The sequence below is a fragment of the Bacillus sp. SRL543 genome, from assembly GCF_984799205.1.
The window spans coordinates 1,299,221-1,316,263 of sequence record NZ_OZ481794.1; the positions used below are offsets into that span (position 1 = coordinate 1,299,221).

Annotated in this window: 14 protein-coding genes; 8 read left to right on the forward strand and 6 right to left on the reverse strand. The window is 45.6% G+C overall.

The window, feature by feature from the left end:
* Positions 1 to 52: 52 nt before the first annotated feature.
* On the reverse strand, positions 53 to 454 hold the full coding sequence (locus AC4E8B_RS06700) for a MerR family transcriptional regulator (RefSeq protein WP_490219542.1): 402 nt from the start codon (positions 452 to 454) through the stop codon (positions 53 to 55).
* Positions 455 to 851: 397 nt separating this feature from the next.
* Positions 852 to 1,055 carry a YwzD family small protein gene (locus tag AC4E8B_RS06705; RefSeq protein ID WP_490217807.1) on the reverse strand — a complete coding sequence of 68 codons (204 nt, stop codon included), beginning with the start codon at positions 1,053 to 1,055 and terminating at the stop codon, positions 852 to 854.
* A 283-nt stretch (positions 1,056 to 1,338) separates the two neighbouring features.
* Here AC4E8B_RS06705 and AC4E8B_RS06710 point away from each other — a divergent pair, with 283 nt between their 5' ends.
* Positions 1,339 to 2,376, forward strand: coding sequence for an STAS domain-containing protein (locus AC4E8B_RS06710; protein WP_490217809.1), 1,038 nt, complete (start codon positions 1,339 to 1,341; stop codon positions 2,374 to 2,376).
* Positions 2,377 to 2,430: 54 nt separating this feature from the next.
* Here the strand turns inward: AC4E8B_RS06710 and AC4E8B_RS06715 are convergent, their stop codons facing one another.
* Both AC4E8B_RS06715 and AC4E8B_RS06720 read right to left on the reverse strand, forming a co-directional pair.
* Complete coding sequence (locus AC4E8B_RS06715; protein ID WP_490219544.1) at positions 2,431 to 2,973, reverse strand: GNAT family N-acetyltransferase; 543 nt, start codon at positions 2,971 to 2,973, stop codon at positions 2,431 to 2,433.
* Between the two features lie 108 nt (positions 2,974 to 3,081).
* A complete protein-coding gene (locus tag AC4E8B_RS06720; protein ID WP_490217810.1) occupies positions 3,082 to 4,230 on the reverse strand; it encodes a histidine kinase N-terminal domain-containing protein in 1,149 nt (382 codons plus the stop codon).
* Between the two features lie 324 nt (positions 4,231 to 4,554).
* Here AC4E8B_RS06720 and AC4E8B_RS06725 point away from each other — a divergent pair, with 324 nt between their 5' ends.
* Positions 4,555 to 5,022, forward strand: coding sequence for a helix-turn-helix transcriptional regulator (locus tag AC4E8B_RS06725; RefSeq protein ID WP_490217811.1), 468 nt, complete (start codon positions 4,555 to 4,557; stop codon positions 5,020 to 5,022).
* Between the two features lie 97 nt (positions 5,023 to 5,119).
* On the opposite strand, the gene AC4E8B_RS06730 is transcribed toward AC4E8B_RS06725, so the two are convergent.
* Positions 5,120 to 5,635, reverse strand: coding sequence for a universal stress protein (locus AC4E8B_RS06730; RefSeq protein WP_490217812.1), 516 nt, complete (start codon positions 5,633 to 5,635; stop codon positions 5,120 to 5,122).
* Positions 5,636 to 5,899: 264 nt separating this feature from the next.
* On the opposite strand from AC4E8B_RS06730, the gene AC4E8B_RS06735 reads away from it, so the two are divergent.
* On the forward strand, positions 5,900 to 8,002 hold the full coding sequence (locus tag AC4E8B_RS06735) for a transglycosylase domain-containing protein (protein ID WP_490217813.1): 2,103 nt from the start codon (positions 5,900 to 5,902) through the stop codon (positions 8,000 to 8,002).
* 150 nt (positions 8,003 to 8,152) lie between these two features.
* Here AC4E8B_RS06735 and AC4E8B_RS06740 read toward each other — a convergent pair whose 3' ends face one another.
* Complete coding sequence (locus tag AC4E8B_RS06740; RefSeq protein WP_490217814.1) at positions 8,153 to 8,464, reverse strand: HPr family phosphocarrier protein; 312 nt, start codon at positions 8,462 to 8,464, stop codon at positions 8,153 to 8,155.
* Between the two features lie 243 nt (positions 8,465 to 8,707).
* On the opposite strand from AC4E8B_RS06740, the gene iadA reads away from it, so the two are divergent.
* The 5 genes from iadA to AC4E8B_RS06765 all read left to right on the forward strand — a co-directional run bounded on the left by iadA (position 8,708) and on the right by AC4E8B_RS06765 (position 16,780).
* Positions 8,708 to 9,880, forward strand: coding sequence for a beta-aspartyl-peptidase (gene iadA / locus AC4E8B_RS06745; protein WP_490217815.1), 1,173 nt, complete (start codon positions 8,708 to 8,710; stop codon positions 9,878 to 9,880).
* Positions 9,881 to 10,079: 199 nt separating this feature from the next.
* The gene (locus AC4E8B_RS06750) at positions 10,080 to 12,020 is read left to right on the forward strand and encodes a PTS mannitol transporter subunit IICBA (protein ID WP_490217816.1); all 1,941 of its coding nucleotides are present in this window, start codon (positions 10,080 to 10,082) and stop codon (positions 12,018 to 12,020) included.
* 96 nt (positions 12,021 to 12,116) lie between these two features.
* Positions 12,117 to 14,195 (forward strand): BglG family transcription antiterminator, encoded by a 2,079-nt coding sequence (locus tag AC4E8B_RS06755; protein WP_490217817.1) that lies wholly within the window; start codon positions 12,117 to 12,119, stop codon positions 14,193 to 14,195.
* Between the two features lie 5 nt (positions 14,196 to 14,200).
* Entirely contained in the window at positions 14,201 to 15,343 is a 1,143-nt protein-coding gene (locus tag AC4E8B_RS06760; protein ID WP_490217818.1) for a mannitol-1-phosphate 5-dehydrogenase, read from the forward strand.
* Between the two features lie 156 nt (positions 15,344 to 15,499).
* On the forward strand, positions 15,500 to 16,780 hold the full coding sequence (locus AC4E8B_RS06765; RefSeq protein WP_490217819.1) for an MFS transporter: 1,281 nt from the start codon (positions 15,500 to 15,502) through the stop codon (positions 16,778 to 16,780).
* Positions 16,781 to 17,043 lie beyond the last annotated feature (263 nt).

The window sequence follows — 17,043 nt, forward strand, 5'->3', positions numbered from 1 at the left end:
CTTATCCCGCGTGAACGAGTAAGGAGTCACCTCCTGATAATACAAAAATATTTTAGCTTGTTAAGGTTTTAAGAGACTGGATCAAAGCCAACCCTTCCGTACTCAGCTTTTTGGAGATGTCGTTTTTTTCTTCCCCGTCCAGCTTTTGAATGAGCGGAAGGAGGGATGAAATCTCTGTATGAAGGTGCCTTATCTGCTGTGTAACATCCAGGATCTGCTTTTCGACGGTCCCTGATGCCGCTTTGCCATCTTTCTTCAATTCCAGTTTTCTCTTAATCTCTTCAAGCGGGATGTGCAGCATTTTGCATTCTTCAATGAATGTAAGGTCAAGCAGCACATCTTCAGAATAAAGCCTGTAATTCGATTTTGATCTTTCAGCCTTTATAAGGCCCAATGCAGTATAATAGTCAATCGTCCTTTTTGATACATTTGCAATCGCTGCTAGTTCCCCAATCCGATAGAATGCCCCATCTTATCACCTCGGCATCAGATTTTAATTCTCAATTATTATCTGTTTTGCTCTAAAAAGCAAGATGCATAATTTCATAAAATTAACCATAATTATACGGTAAATCAAACCGTACAGTCAAACGTTGCGGTTGAAATGAAGTGATTACTCTTATTTTATGAAATTATATACAGCTTATGATCAATTATGAATCAATTTATCGGAAAATACAAAAAATTATAAAGGGAATTCCGCAGATTTTTTTACAGGCTAGCGTCCTGTGCTTTATTGCGTGTAAAACTCTGTTTCACACGAATGAGCCCAAAATCAATATGCAGCTTTAACAGAGACTGAATTGTAAAAAACAGGCTGCGGAAATTTCCGGCAGCCTGTTCTCCATTATTTATTTTTGCTGGCGCTGAATGACTGGCTGCAGCTGGCTCTTCAAATCTGCCAGCAGATCGTTCACAGTCAGCTCAGCCTCGCTTTGGCCTTTATCAAAGGCATGCTTAAGCACATCGGCAAAGCCGGGCAATTCTTCCCGTATCATCCGGAGGTTTTTATCATTCATTATATTTTGCACCTTTTCTATGGTTTTCTCTTTCATTTCCCGCCTGCAGCCAAGGTTAAACTGGTATTACCTGCAGAAAATTAGACAACATCCCATATAAAGTATAAATTTATAGTATAGGAAATGGCAGAAACCAGGATAGCGGGGAAACTGCTGCTGACTATCCTGGACAAGTTCTTAAAATAGGCTCTGTTGAACATCTCTGTTGATATCCGGCTGCATTACAGCTGTGCTGAAATGAATGTGAAACAAAGTGTCACCTGAATGAGCCCATAATCGGCATGAAAACTAACAGAGCTAAATATAAAGGGGTAGAGCAATGAAGTTAAATGAACTTCCGGACAGCAAACCTTCTATTAATGTGCATGGCCTTGATTTCCAGTGGGATTTCAATAATGGCCAGTTCATCTTTGAAGGGGAAGACGCCGTATTATTTTGGATTAATTCAGCGATGAAGACATTCTTTGACACCATTGAGGAAATTTCCGGTGAAGAAGCAGCCAGCGTAGTGCTGGAGACGACAGGATACCGGATGGGTCAGGTGGTCGGAGAGTATTTCGAAAAACTTAAAAGTGTATCCGTTGAAGATGCAACAAAGCTGATTCCTAACACTTACGCGTCGGCTGGCTGGGGAAAAACCGTTGTAACAGAGCTTGATGAAGAGGCAAAAACAGTTACGGTGCAAATGCAGGATACGTGGGAACATAAAATCAATCTTGCACAAAATAAAAAAACGGGCGGAACTTTCCTGCCTGCCCATTATGCCGGAATCTTTACAGGCCTTTTCGGGGAAAACATCTGGTATGAAGTAGCAGAAAGCCAGATAGAAGGCCATGACTATACAGAAGTCAGATATTTTCCTTCTAGTGTAACGATTTCCCAGAACATTCATGAGCTTTCAAGAAGGAAAGAGTCAGAGCAAATCCGGAGTCTTGAGGCACTGGTAGAAGAACAGACTATGGAGCTGCACGATCTGGTCAGGCAGCTGTCTTCCCCAATCATTCCGGTTTTGGAAGGCATTGTGGTTGTGCCGCTGATCGGAAAATACGATGAGAGCCGTTCAGAAGATCTCCTGACAAAGACCTTGAACAATCTGCCTAAATACCAGGCTGGATATCTTGTCCTCGATTTGACCGGACTTGATCAAGATATCAGCAATTTTACAGGCGATTTCATCCATAAGCTAGGATCTGCCGCGTCACTCATCGGCATAGATACCATCCTTGTCGGCATATCCGCTGAACTGGGAGTGGCCATCACACAGTCCGGGATCAAGCTTTCGAAATATGATTGCTTCCAGACGCTTCAGCATGGGATTTATTTTGCGCTGTCGCAGATAGGGCGGAGGATTATCTAATATCCTGTAAATGACAGGGAAAAGCCAGCATTGCTGGCTTTTTGTTTTGGCGATTCAATATTTCCATTCCTCCGCAAGCAGTCCGTAGACGACCAGATCGTGGTAATGGTCATTAAGGAACTCCCCCTGCCTGATGATTCCCTCCTGTGTGAACCCCAGCCTTTCGGGGACAGCCCTGCTTTTATGGTTCCTGATCCCGCATCTGATTTCAATCCGGTTCAAACGCAGATCGTTAAAGCCGTAGTTGGCCATTGCCCCGACGGTCCTCGTCATGATCCCTTTTCCCTGAAAGCCTTCAGCCAGATAATAGCCTATGCTCATTTGCCTGCTTGCCCAGTCGATATGATGGATGCCTGCGGCTCCTGCCAGTGTCCCCTTATACCTTATACCAGTGTTGAAGCCATTGTTTTCAGCAAATTGGTTCAGCCACATAGGGATGATGCTGTGATATTGCATGGGGGAGGTCATGCTGTCAACCCAGGGAAGCCATTCCCTTAAATGCTGCCTGTTTTCATCCACCAATGCATAAAGTTCTCCGGCATGATGCAGCTGAAATAACTGGAGCCTTATTTCATTGTCCACTTTTAGTGTAAAAATATTTTCTCCCCCTTTTCGGCCGTTTGTAAGAATTTTCTGTAAAAGTGAAGCGGCACGATTCTATTATACTCGGATGTAAATATGAAGATTCCGGGCTGCCTGGCTGAATTACTGGCAGACAGATCCTTCTTTACTTCCGGTATGAAGGGGCAGAGTCATGCTGAATATGGTTTTGTCACAATGTGATTCACATGTAAGGAAGCCTTTATGCTTTTCAATGATTTCCCGGCAGACAAAGAGCCCAAGCCCGGTACCAAGCTTTTTGGTCGTAACAAAAGGTTCAAAGATGGAGCTTAGCAGATGCTCCGGTATTTCCGGCCCATTATTACTGATGTCGAGGCGAACGTAAGAGTCAGAAGTTTTGAACGAAATTATTTCAATGATCGGATCTTCCCTGTAAGGGTTCAATACATCAATTGCATTAAAGATGATATTAATGAGCACCTGGCGGATTTCATCTTCATAGCCGCAAAGGCTGGTGCTTTCATCGACTTCTTTTATGATGCGGACTTTGGCATCCAATATGCTTGGATAAAGGAAAATAAGCACTTCTTCAACCAAACTGTTCAGGTTAAAAATAGTCTTTTCCTTTCCGATAAGCTCCTTCTTGGATAATAGCAGGAATTGCGATATGCGGAAATTGAGCTGCTCAAGCTCATTGGAAATGATATCCAAATAATTCAAGGGAGGGTTTTCAGCTTTAAGCAATTGAACAAAACCCTGGATGGAAGTCAGCGGATTCCTGAATTCATGTATAAAGCTGGATGTCATTTGTCCCAGGAGAGTAAGGCGGTCTTTATGGGTCGAATTAATGAATTCCGTTTTTTCATCAATTATTTTATTCTTGGCATCTGTATAATGGCTGACAGCATAATAAAGAAACTTGTCAAAGCACACATTGATCTTGTCGATCCATTTCTGCAGATCATCCCAGTGGGCATCAACCCGGTTAAGGTTTTTATAGATGATGGACCGGCCCATATTTACATTGTAGACAAATTCTCCGATGTTGATATTGGCTTTCACCCGCTGAGAGGCAATCTTAATGGCAAGCTGCCGAAGATAGACATCAAGATCCTGATCTGACTTGGACAAACTGGTCAGGATCAGGGTGAACATGGCTTCTCCGTTTTCTCTTATATAATCTTTGAAAGGATCTGTCTCTGTTGAGACAATCTCTTTATTCCATTGCTCCAGAAGAATATGCTTCTCTCTTTCCAGAAAGTCCAGCAGCTTTTTATTTGATAGTGATAACATTTTACCCTCCGCCTATCTTTTTGACTATTAACCTTGCTGTATTAACATTCGCCTATAATGTTATAAATCCTCCGGAATTTTCCCGGTAATTACAGAAATTTATCGAATGGCCGGGAATAGGGTCTCAAAGTGTAAAATAATGAATAAGTTTGTAAAAAAATGGATGGTAATGGTGTTTTATTTAAAGAGCTGCAGTTTATCCTGAATGGGGAAGATATTTTAAAAATAGGCATTTATCAAATACTTAAGTATAAAAGGTTATGCCGGCTTTTATAATGTGATAGAATTGGTGTAATATTACACTGGAAAAGGGTGGCGCGAATATTGACACGAGAAGAAATTATCATGAAGGTTTCAGAAAAGCTCCGCCTTATTCGTACAGAGGCAGGATATACACAGGATAAGATGGCGGAAATCATCGGAATCTCCAAAAAAACACTTGTTCAGATCGAAAAAGGCAGAGCTTATGCGGGATGGTCTACAGTAGTGGCTGTCTGTGCTCTGTTCCGGGAAACAGAGACCGTGCAATTCTTATTTGGAAACGAACCCCTTGAAGTGCTCGAAACCATTGCAAGGGAAGGGATCGATTATCGTAAAGAAAAAACCCTTGGGGGAAAAATATGGTGGAGAGAGGTCGAAAGAAGAGGCAGATTCGTACTTCAGCAAAATGTCATCAGCCAGCATTTTCGGATTATAGATGAAGATTTGTACAGGATTTACAGCAGCTTTGATGAAGAGATAGCCAAAGAACGTTTTTGGGAGATTGCAAGAGGGGCAGATGCGGATAAGTAAGCAGGTGATGTTACAGAGATGGGCCCCGTGCACGGAAAGAGAAAGAAAAACGCTAAGATACTGGGATCTTAGCGTTTTTTGCATGAGAAGGGATTTGTTATTTTGCGATCAGCACAGGGCAGGGCGCCTTTTCTGCGATATTGCTGCTGACGCTTCCCAGGAACATCTGCTTCAGCCCGCCTTTGCCGGAATTTCCGACAATGATCAGATCGGCTCCTTCTGCCGTGGCGTAATCACAGATGCTTTCTGCCGGGCTGCCGTCAAGAGAATCATATTTTGCCTGTATATTTTGGGGTTCAAGCTCCTGTTTGGCTTTATAGAATGCGTCATCCACGCTGTTTGAGATAATGGCATGTGTTGGAGGGTTGGGGTCATCATGCCTGATTGACATAGGCGGAATCTGGATCCCTTCCAGCATATATCCGTTTGTTCTTACCGGCTCCACCCTCTTTTCATTATCAGTCATTACGTTTTCTACCTTTTCATCATAGACATTTGCTACCAGTACCTGTGCTTCCGGGTTTCCTTTTGCCATCTGTACGGCAAGCTGGAGGGCCTTGTTGCTGCCTTCTGTATCATCATAACCGACCACAATCCGATTGAATTGACTCATTATAATCATCCTTTCATAATAGGATCTTGCTGGTTATGTTTTATTTACCCAGATTTCTGCTAAAAGAATCCTGCTTCAGGGAGAGCGGGGAAATTTATACCCCTATAAAAGGGAAGGCACTTTCGAATTATATGAAACCGCCCGAAGCAGGGATGAGGATAATTTTGGTTTACATTCCATTATTTTAGAGTAAAAGTCTTTAAGAAAATTGATTACAGTATGAGAAGAAGTCACCAAGACAGTTTCGATAAAGGTTGTGATTAAATGAGCAATACAAGACAAGGCAGAAACAAACAAAATCGAATTCATAAACTAAAACGTATTTTACAGATAGTCCTTTTATTTTCTTCTACATCAATCCTCGGCTTCCTTAGTTTCTTTTACTTTCAGGGCAAGGACGCGGATATCAGTAATCTGGAGGACGGGATGTCTCAGCCGACGGTCATCTACGATTACAGCGGGGAAGAAGCAAGCAAGATTTCGGCAAGCAAAAATGAAGGCCTCCGTGCCGACCAGATGCCAGACAGCCTGAAAAATGCCGTAGTCGCCATCGAAGATAAAAGATTTTATGAGCATAGCGGCATTGACTACAAAGGGATCATGAGGGCGCTGTTTACAAATATAAAGGCAGGCGGCGTAGTCGAAGGCGGCAGCACTATTACACAGCAGCTGACCAAGAATGCACTTCTTACCCATGAAAAAACATACAAGCGGAAGATGGAAGAATTTTTCCTGGCAAGGGAAATAGATAAGAAATATTCAAAGGAAGAAATTCTCCAGATGTATTTGAATCAGATTTATTTTGGGGAAGGAGCATGGGGTGTCAAAAATGCAGCCCTTAAATACTTTGGCAAAGATGCCGAAGATCTGACCATAAGCGAGTCGGCCATTCTGGCGGGAATCATCAAGGCCCCTTCAGCCCTGAATCCAATCGGCCATCCCAAAAAGGCGGCAGAACGGCGGGATACAGTCCTGCTGCAGATGAAGGAACAGAACTATATTTCTGCCAGTGAATATGAACAAGCCAAGGCAGAGCCGCTTGCTCTCAATGACAGGGGCGGCGATCCGCTGAAAGGAAAGTTCCCTTATTATGTTGATCATGTTCTGGATGAAGCAATCGAATTATATGGGCTGACACAGGACGAATTATTGACAGAGGGATACAGGATTTATACTGAACTTGATCCTGATATGCAGGCAGCAGCAGAAGAAATTTACCAAATGGACGATCTTTTCCCGCAAGGAAAAGAAGATCAGATCGTCCAGAGCGGGGCTGTACTGGTGGATCCTGAATCAGGCGGTGTCCGTGCTTTGGTCGGCGGACGCGGGGAGCATGTCTTCAGGGGCTTTAACCGGGCCACCCAGCTGAAGCGCCAGCCGGGTTCGGCTATGAAGCCATTGGCCGCTTATGCGCCGGCTCTGGAAGAGGGCTGGAAAGCAACAGACGAGGTAAAAGATGAGAAAATGAGCTTCGGAAGCTATGAACCAGGCAATTATAATGGCCAGTACCGCGGGCAGGTGCCGATGTACGAGGCCGTCAAAGATTCGCTTAATCTTCCGGCGGTATGGATACTTAATGAAATTGGGATTGAAGCGGGGATTGAAGCATCCAAACGGTTTGGGATCCCTCTGGAGGAGAGCGACAGAGATCTTGGGATTGCTCTTGGAGGATTGTCATCAGGTGTATCTCCGCTGGAAATGGCCGGTGCTTATGCGGCATTTGCCAATGAAGGTGTGAGGGAAGAGGCCCATGCAATCATAAAGATCGAAGACGCCCAGGGAAATGTAGTAGCAGAACGGAAAGAAAAGTCTGTGCAGGCAGTGTCTAAAGAAGCTGCAGAACAAATGACAACCATGCTTCTGGGGGTAGTGGAACAGGGAACCGGGAAGGCAGCAGGCGTTCCTGGAAGGGAGACTGCCGGGAAGACGGGCTCGACCCAGGTGCCGATAGAGGGGATAGATGGCGTAAAGGACCAATGGTTCACCGGCTATACGCCTGAGCTTGCCGGTGCTGTATGGGTCGGTTATGACCATACAGATGAAAACCACTATTTAACAACAACAAGCAGTGAAGGCGCCGCCCCGATCTTCCGGGAGCTGATGGAGGCTGCCCTTGAAGGAAAAGATGCTGAATCCTTCAATGTTCCGCATATATCCTATTATATTGAACAAAAAGAGAAAGAAGAAAGATGGAAGCAGGCTAAAGAATGGGAAGATAATTTAAGGAAGGAAGCAGAGAAGTGGCAGGAAAAGCTGCGTGGAGAAAAAGAGAAATGGGAAGACCGCTTTAAGGGCAAGGGTAAGGAAAAAGAGAAAGAGAAAGAGAAAGAGAAAGAGAAAGAGAAAGAGAAAAAGCATGATGAATAAAATAAAAAAGAGCCCTAGGGCTCTTTTTTACCGGCTTAAGCCAGCCAGCTTACAAGTGCGCCAATCACAACGATGGCGCCGATAATCATAAGGATCGTCCGGATCATGTGGTTTTCACTGCCTTTCTGGGAATTAAATTAGACTGTTAAATTAGACAGTTTCCGTCAATAATGGCTGTTCAGCCTTTTTGAAAGCAGATACTCGATTTGCGCAGGTTTCCTTGATTTTGGTAAGATGCTTCTTTGCCTGCACCCCTTCCACGATTACTTTAATGGATGTATTGGCCTTTTGGGTCAGAAGAAAGGAGACCAGCTTCGTCATATTGGAAGCATCAACCGACTTCTGATTGCAGTAGATAATCGTGTTGCCTTTATACTGCTTAGCTGCCTGATAGATTTCCAGTATGTTCTTCATTGTAATATTGTTTTCCAGGTTAATATTTGTAGAGATGATTTCTTTCATGATAGTTCAGTTCTCCTTTATAGTATATTTATAGTTTTATATTGTTTTTATATCGTTTATTGTTACTTGAAATTTACCCAGGCACCCGAAGTCTAAACATGTCAAATTCATGACAATGTTGCTCTATTTTTCCAGGGACACAGGTATATGTCTCTTATGCCTTGCCCGGTGAAGCGGTTCGGATTAAGATAAGTGCATAATCATTCTGAATAATGAGGCATTATCACGAAGGGGGACAAGAGATTGCTGACTCTGATTAGAAATGGGAATGTTTATGCACCAGAGCATTTAGGAAAGAAAGATATATTGCTTACAGGAAACCAGATTGGCTATATAAAGGATCATATCGATCTGCCTTCAGGATTTGCGGATATCAGGATAATAGAGGCAGAGGGGAAGCTGGTAGTACCCGGCTTCATTGATGCCCATGTCCATATCATCGGCGGAGGCGGCGAGGGAGGCTACCGGACAAGGACTCCTGAGCTGCAGCTGACTGAAGCTACCCTGGCGGGAATCACCACCATTGTCGGTGTGATCGGTACAGATGGCACAACAAGGACGATGGCCAGCCTGATTGCCAAGGCAAGGGCGCTGGAGGAGGAAGGAATCACCTGCTATGTCCAGACAGGATCCTATCAGGTACCGGTAAAGACGCTTACTGGGAAAATTGAAGATGATATCATCCTGATTGATAAAATAATCGGAGCAGGGGAAATTGCCATCAGCGACCATCGGTCATCCCAGCCTACTTTGGAGGAGCTTGCCAAGATAGCATCTGCAGCCCGGGTCGGGGGAATGCTTTCAGGCAAAGCCGGGATCGTCAACATCCATGTCGGCGACAGCTATGATCATTTAAAGCTGATTGAAGAAGTGGTAGAGCAGACAGATATTCCGCTCCGCCAATTTTACCCGACACATATCAACCGCAATCCCCACCTCTTTGATGAGGGCATCATATATGCCAAAAGGGGAGGCTATGTTGATTTTACAACCAGCTCTATTCCGAAGTTCCAGGAGGAAGGAGAGGTTAAGTGCAGCACGGGATTGAAAAGGATGCTTGACGCGGGGGTCGGAATATCACAGATCACTTTTACCTCTGACGCCCAGGGCAGCCTGCCGGATTTTAATGAGGCAGGGGAGCTGATCGGCCTGAAGGTCGGAAAGGTATCCTCTTTATTTAGTGAAGTCCGTGACAGCGTCCTCCTTGAAGATATCCCGCTTGACCAGGCCATCAGGGTCATAACCAAAAATCCGGCAGACATTTTAAAGCTGCCTCATAAAGGGGCGATTGAAGCAGGAAGGGACGCAGACCTGGTCATTCTGGATCCGGACGATTATCAGATTGATACCGTCATAGCCCTCGGCAGGACCATGGTAGAAGGCGGACAGGCCATTGTCAAAGGAACTTTTGAATAAACCTGTAAAGAGCAGACTGAAGATTTTCATTCAGTCTGCTTTTTCTGCTGCAAGCTGTAAGAATAACTGGCTCTTTTTGAGAAACAATAGGTTTGTCACAATGGTGTGCGACAAAGTTAGTTTTCTTCTTCATTGAACCCGGCCCCCCTGTCATTTACCATAGATAAGTAAATACTATAGATAGAAGGGAAGAGTGCAAATGGCTCAGCCTAATATAAAAATAGCTGTACAAAAATTCGGTAACTTCCTGAGCTCCATGGTCATGCCGAATATCGGTGCGTTTATCGCCTGGGGCCTGATAACTGCCCTATTCATACCATCCGGGTTCTGGCCAAATGAAAGCCTTGCCAAAATGGTCGACCCAATGATTACTTATCTTCTTCCGCTGCTGATCGGTTATACAGGCGGAAAACTGATCCATGACCAGCGCGGAGGTGTAGTCGGCGCCATAGCCACTATGGGTGTCATCGTCGGCTCTGATATTCCGATGTTCCTCGGAGCCATGATCGTCGGCCCGATCGCCGGTTATCTAATCAAGCTTTTTGACCGCGCCATTGAAGGAAAGGTCAAGGCCGGCTTTGAAATGCTTGTCAATAACTTCTCTGCCGGAATCCTGGGCGGCATTCTTGCGATATTGGCATTTGCGGGTATCGGACCTGCAGTCGATGTATTCACCGGCTGGCTGGTCAGCGGGGTGGAATGGCTTGTAGAAACAAACCTGCTGCCATTAACAAGCATCCTGATTGAACCTGCAAAAATTCTATTCCTTAACAATGCGATCAACCACGGAGTCCTGACTCCGATTGGGACGGAACAGATCAAACAGACAGGCCAGTCCATCCTGCTTCTTTTGGAAGCAAACCCTGGACCTGGTATCGGTGTGCTTCTTGCCTACATCTTCTTCGGAAAAGGCAATGCGAAGCAATCTGCACCCGGAGCTGCACTCATCCATTTCTTTGGGGGAATACATGAAATTTACTTCCCTTACATCCTGATGCGTCCGCTTTTATTCATCGCGGTCATCCTTGGCGGAATGAGCGGCGTGTTCACACTGGTCCTGCTTGGCGGCGGATTGTTCGCGCCAGCTTCACCGGGAAGCATCCTGGCAATCACTGCAGTGACGCCTCACCATGCGAGTGCTTATATTGCCAACTTCGCGGCTGTCCTTGTAGCCGGTGCTGTATCTTTCATTTCGTCTGCTTTCATACTGAAAACAGGCAAGCAGTCAGATGAAAATATTGAAGCAGCAGCACAAAAGATGCAGGAAATGAAAGGAAAGAAAAGCTCAGTTGCTTCTGCCTTTACTGCAACAGAAGGCAAGCTTCCTGAAAATGTGAGCAAGGTTGTTTTTGCGTGTGACGCCGGAATGGGTTCAAGTGCCATGGGGGCTTCGCTTCTCCGCAAAAAAGTGAAGGCTGCCGGTCTTAATGATGTCAGTGTAACCAATACGGCAATCAGCAATATTCCTGCTGACGCACAGGTAGTCATCACTCAGGAAGAATTGACGCCAAGGGCAAAAAATAAAATCCCTGGTGCCTATCACGTGTCTGTGGACAATTTCCTTTCAAGCCCTGAATACGATAACCTGATCAGCAAGCTGAAAGGATCTGCAGAAGAAGAACTGATTAACATCGCTGAAGATGCGGAAGCGGAAGCGATGGGGGAGTCGCCTGCAGAAGAACGCAAAGAAGCGCCTGCAGCTGAATCACAGGAAAACAATGATCTGCTGCTTGAAAAGTACGTATTCCTAAACCAGAAGTTTAATCATAAAGATGAAGCCATCCGCTTTGCCGGAAGAGCTCTTGTCGACGGCGGATATGTTCGTGAAAATTATATTGAAGCCATGATCGAGCGCGATGAAATGACTTCAACTTATATGGGCAATGATGTGGCTATCCCTCACGGCACAGAAGCGGCTAAGCAGGAAGTCATCAAATCCGGATTTACGGTCATCCAGGTTCCTGAAGGAGTCGACTTTAACGGTGAAAAGGTCCGATTGATTTTCGGCATTGCCGGTAAAGACGGCACCCATCTTGAAATATTGTCTTCCATTGCCGTCACATGCTCGGAGATGGAAAACATCGAAAAAATGGTCCAGGCTAAAACAGCCAAAGAGTTAATGGATATCCTTAACGGGTAAGGACAGGTAATATCATGCAGAAAGGCACAGCTTGTGCCTTTTTGCGCTTTTGTTTTTTGGCAGAAAAGAATCTGGCTGCAGATAGGGCTGATAAAGATGTTTATTACCTCAAGGGAGAAAAGCATCATAGAACTGATCATAAAGACGGCCGGCAAGCATACGGCCCTGACCCTCGCTTCCTACTTAAACGTGAGTGCCAGGACTGTCCACCGGGATCTTGCATCTGTTGCAAAGGTTCTTCGGCAATTCGGGCTTGAGCTTGGGCGGACGCCTGATGAAGGACTCGTGATTTCCGGGCGGAATGAGGATGTTTTCCGGCTTGTGCAGACAATGGCGGAAACCATTCCGACAGACCAGACTCCCCAGGAAAGGAAGCTGCTGATTCTGTTGGAGCTCCTTAAAGGGGAACCCTTTAAACTTCAGCCGGCAGCAAAGGAAGTCGGCATCAGTGTGACGACCTATACCGCATACCTCGATGAATTGGCTGTCTGGCTTGAAAGCTACCGGCTCTCTGTCACAAGGAAAAGAGGGGTAGGGGTTGAGCTGTCCGGCAAAGAATCTGATTTAAGGAAGGCGCTGGCCGATTATTATTTAATCTATTTTAATGAAGAGCTGATAGAAAGCCTGTTTCTCCTTGATGCAGGAAGCTGGAACAAGCCCAAGGTGCTCTTCTATTTCCGGTCAAAGTTCCTTTACGCAGCCGACCGCCTTGCCGGCAGAAGAATCAATAAAGGGCAGTCAAGATTGGCTGACAGCGACTATATCGGCATCCTGGTCCATTTATGCATCTCTCTTCAAAGAACAGAAGGAGGCTTCTTTATAGAGGCCGACCTCATCGAGCCTCCGGAAATCCAGGAAGAAGCAAATCTGATTGCCAGCCTGGGCAATGAGCTCGCGGATGAATTTTCCGTCAGCCTTGCTGAACAGGATATCCGTTTTCTTGCTATTGTGCTGAAAGGATCTAAATTGCAGGCACCTGATTCCGTCCACTATGACAGTGTGATGATCGGGCAGTCTGTCAAAAACATTATCCAGCATGTATCCGCCCAGCTGAATGCAGATTTATCAGGAGACTTTTCCTTATTCCAGGGCCTGCTCGCCCATATGGAAACATCATTATTCCGGATCAGGCAGAATATGGGGATGCATAATCCATTGACAGAAGACATCAAGAAAAAGTATCCAGCCCTTTTTCTCGCCGTAAAAAACAGCCTTGAACAGGAGTTCCGCGACATATCTTTTCCGGAAGATGAGGCAGCATTCATTGCCCTTCACTTCGGTTCTGTCCTGCTGCTCAGGGAAGAACAGCTTTCTGTGCATGCACTCATCATCTGCCCGACAGGGATCGGCACCTCCAAGATGCTCGCCAGCAGGATCAAAAAAGAATTGCCGGAAATACGCTCTGTCGAAATTTCCTCGATCAAGGAAATACAGCAAACAGATCTGAACAGCTACGATATCATTTTTTCAACAGTCAGATTGCCTTACACAGATTTGGAATATATCCTCGTCAATCCGCTCCTGGAAGAGGAGGATATACAGGCAGCAAAGGGGTTTCTGCAAAAACACATCGGAGAGCTGGCAGCCAGCCGAACGTTTTCGGCAGGCGGCGACTTCCGCAGGGAAAAAGAACGGGTCAAGGGGCTTGATCAAATGCTTGCTGATCTGGAGGATGTTCAAAAAGCAGTCAAAGATATCCTCCGCAATTTCCATTTTTACTATTTCCCAGAAGCGCATGCACATGGGCAAGTGGTTTCCCAAATGGTACATAGTGCAGAACAGCAGGGAAGCCTCTCTGGAAGTCAGGAGGTCATCGCCCGATTAAAGGAACGGGAGAAAATGGGCGGGCTGGGCATACCGAAAACAGGGCTGGCGCTTTTCCATTGCCGGCACGGACGGGTGAAGGAGCTGATTTTCCAGGTTTCGCGGCTCGGCCGGCCGGTGCAGCTGAAAGGAATGGATGGCAGGGAGATGGAGGCAGATAATCTGCTTCTTATGCTTGCGCCAGAGTCTTTAAGCCCGAGGCAGCAGGAAATCGTCAGCCTGATCAGCACCAGCCTGATTGAAAATGATGAAGCGATGCTGATATTTTCTTCAGGCAGTGAGGAAGCTATAAAGAAGAGACTGGAAGAAATTTTTCTCGACTATATCCAAAACCAATTGATAAAGGGATGATAACTATGAAAAAAGCAGTACATTTTGGTGCAGGAAATATCGGCCGCGGCTTTATTGGCGCGCTGTTCTCTAAATCAGGGTATCATGTAACTTTTGTTGATATTGCAGAAGAAATCATCAATCTATTGAATGAACAAGGCGAATATAAAGTCAATCTGGCTGCAGAAAATGGGTCATCAGAGAAGATCAGCTCCGTTTCAGGACTGAATAACATGACACAGGAAAGCCAGGTCATTGAAGCGATTGGCGAAGCCCAATACCTTACAACAGCGATCGGCCCGAACATCCTGCCCCGCATTGCCCCGCTCATTGCCAAGGGCATTGCTGAAAGAATTAAAAAAACTGATGACAAGCTGTATATCATTGCCTGTGAAAATCAGATTTCAGCTACTGACCTGCTGAAAGGCTATATTCTTGAAAATCTTGATGAGGAAACGGCAGGAAAGCTGGAAGGCCGGGTATTCTTCTTTAATTCAGCTGTAGACCGGATTGTTCCGATCCAGAATAACCAAGGGTCCCTTGATGTGCTGGTTGAGCCTTACTATGAATGGGTTGTCGAAGCATCAACAGATATCCCTGAAGTAGAAGGAATGAAAATCGTTCCAGATCTTGCTCCTTTTATTGAAAGGAAACTATTTACCGTCAATACGGGCCATGCCGTCATCGCCTATCTTGGGTACCTTGCAGGCAAGGAAACCATTGATGAAGCCCTGAAGGATGAAGCTGTCTACAAGCAGGCTGAAGCAACGCTGAAGGAAACTGGCGCATATCTTGTAAAGGAATATGATCTTGATGCTGAAGAGCATGCACAGTATATCAAGAAAATCATCGGCCGTTTCCAGAACGGCTTCCTGAACGACGGTGTAACAAGGGTAGGGCGTTCACCGATAAGGAAGCTGGGGCCGAATGACAGGCTTGTCCGACCTGCAGAACAGGCTATGAAGGCTGGTTTGCACTTCGAAAATCTTGCCAAGGCCATTGCTGCGGCACTGCATTTCGACTTCGAGGGAGACGAGGAAGCCGTTAAAATCCAGGAACTGCTGAAAGCTCACGGTCCATTATATGTGCTTAAGGAAATCAGCGGCCTGGAGGAAGACAATCTTATTGCTAAAGAAGCTGCCCGCCAGTATGAGCAGATGAAGAAATAATATATAGAAACCGCCGTTCCTTGAGGAATGGCGGTTTTTTTTGCGGCTTAGGGCGCCTCCGCCTGGAGGATGAGGAAGAAACCACCAGAAGGCGCTTATCTCTTTCCGGAAATCGCATTACAATAAAAGCAATTAATCGGAATCGAGGGAGCAAAAATGAAAAAATTTAAAGAGATCTTTCAGAATAAGAATTATGCCAGATTATTTTTTGCCAATTTCACCTCACAGATGGGAAGCACGATTGGCCTGACTGCGTTTATGTTTTATTTGCTGGACCGGTTTTCAGACCAGCCCGTATATGCCTCTATTACAGAGCTTATGTACAGCCTTCCTACGCTTGCGGTATTTTTCCTTGTCGGTGTTTTTGCGGACAGGATGGACCGGCAGAAGGTCGCCTATTATTGTGACTGGATCACCGCTGTACTGTCAGTGGCATTGATCGGGACGATCCTGGTAGGCTGGATGCCCTTGATTTTCTTTGTACTATTCCTGAGGAGCGCTGTGCAGAAGTTCTTCTTCCCAGCTGAACATGCAATGGTCCAGGGAATTCTGAAAGATGATGATTACACAGCTGCAGCAGGCTTGAACCAGCTTGTCATGAGTCTTTTCATGCTGTTCGGCAATGGCCTCGGCATACTGGCCTACTGGACAGTGGGCGTTTACGGCGCCATCATGGTAGATGCTGTTACATTCGGACTCAGCGCCCTTTTGATCAGGTCATGCCGCATTGCGGAAGAAGTTCGCCTTCCCAATGGAAAACACACTTTGAGGGACCTCAACCTTAAGCTTGTATTCAAGGATTTCAAAGTGGGGATGCATTACATTTTGAACAATAAGCTGCTGTCAGCACTGCTCGTCGGCTTCTTCGTTTTCGGTGTTGTTAACGGCGGTTTCAGCGTCATGCCGGTTTTTATGCTGAAATACAGGCTTGCACCTGAAGCATATGAGGAGCTATCGGTTGTCATCGGGATCGTCTTTGGAGCTGGGGTCCTGATCGGCAGTTTCATAGCCACTTTGCTTTCACAAAAAATGAAGCTTTACCAAATGATCATTGCAGGAATCATGATTACAGGCTGCTTTGTCATTGCCGCTTCTTTTGCAGAATCAATTTTCCTGTTCATGATCTTGATATTCCTGACTTCCCTTGGCCTTCCGCTTGTAAATATTGCTATCGGCGGCTGGATGCCAAGCATCATCGATCCAAAAATGATGGGAAGGGTCCAGGGGTGGATCAGCCCGCTTATGATGCTTTCACAATCAGTCACCCTCGGTTTTATCGCCTACAGCTTTCCTGCGATCCTGAAGGTCGAAATGCTTTATTGGCTTGTAGGGGGATGCATGATACTGGTCGGATTGTTTTACACAATTGTCCTGCCTAAATACAGCAGGGCAGAGGGAGAAGGATTGGAGGAGCCTGCTGCTGAAACGGCTTTATAAGTTAATTGGGCTCTATTTGTAAAGGTTGCTGCTATCAAAGGGTCAATTTACCTTTTTATGGCATTTTGGAAAGGTACTTATTCAGCTAATGGGGCATGTTTAGTGAAGGAATGGATGGTTTAAAAAAACAGGAAGACTTATCCTTATTTGAGTGATCAGCAAGCCTTAAAATAAGCGGAGATTTTCCGGTTAGGCAGCTGAATATGGCACGGGTAGGGGTGAATAAGCGGAAAATTTCCGGGTAAACGGAATGAAGCTGCCCA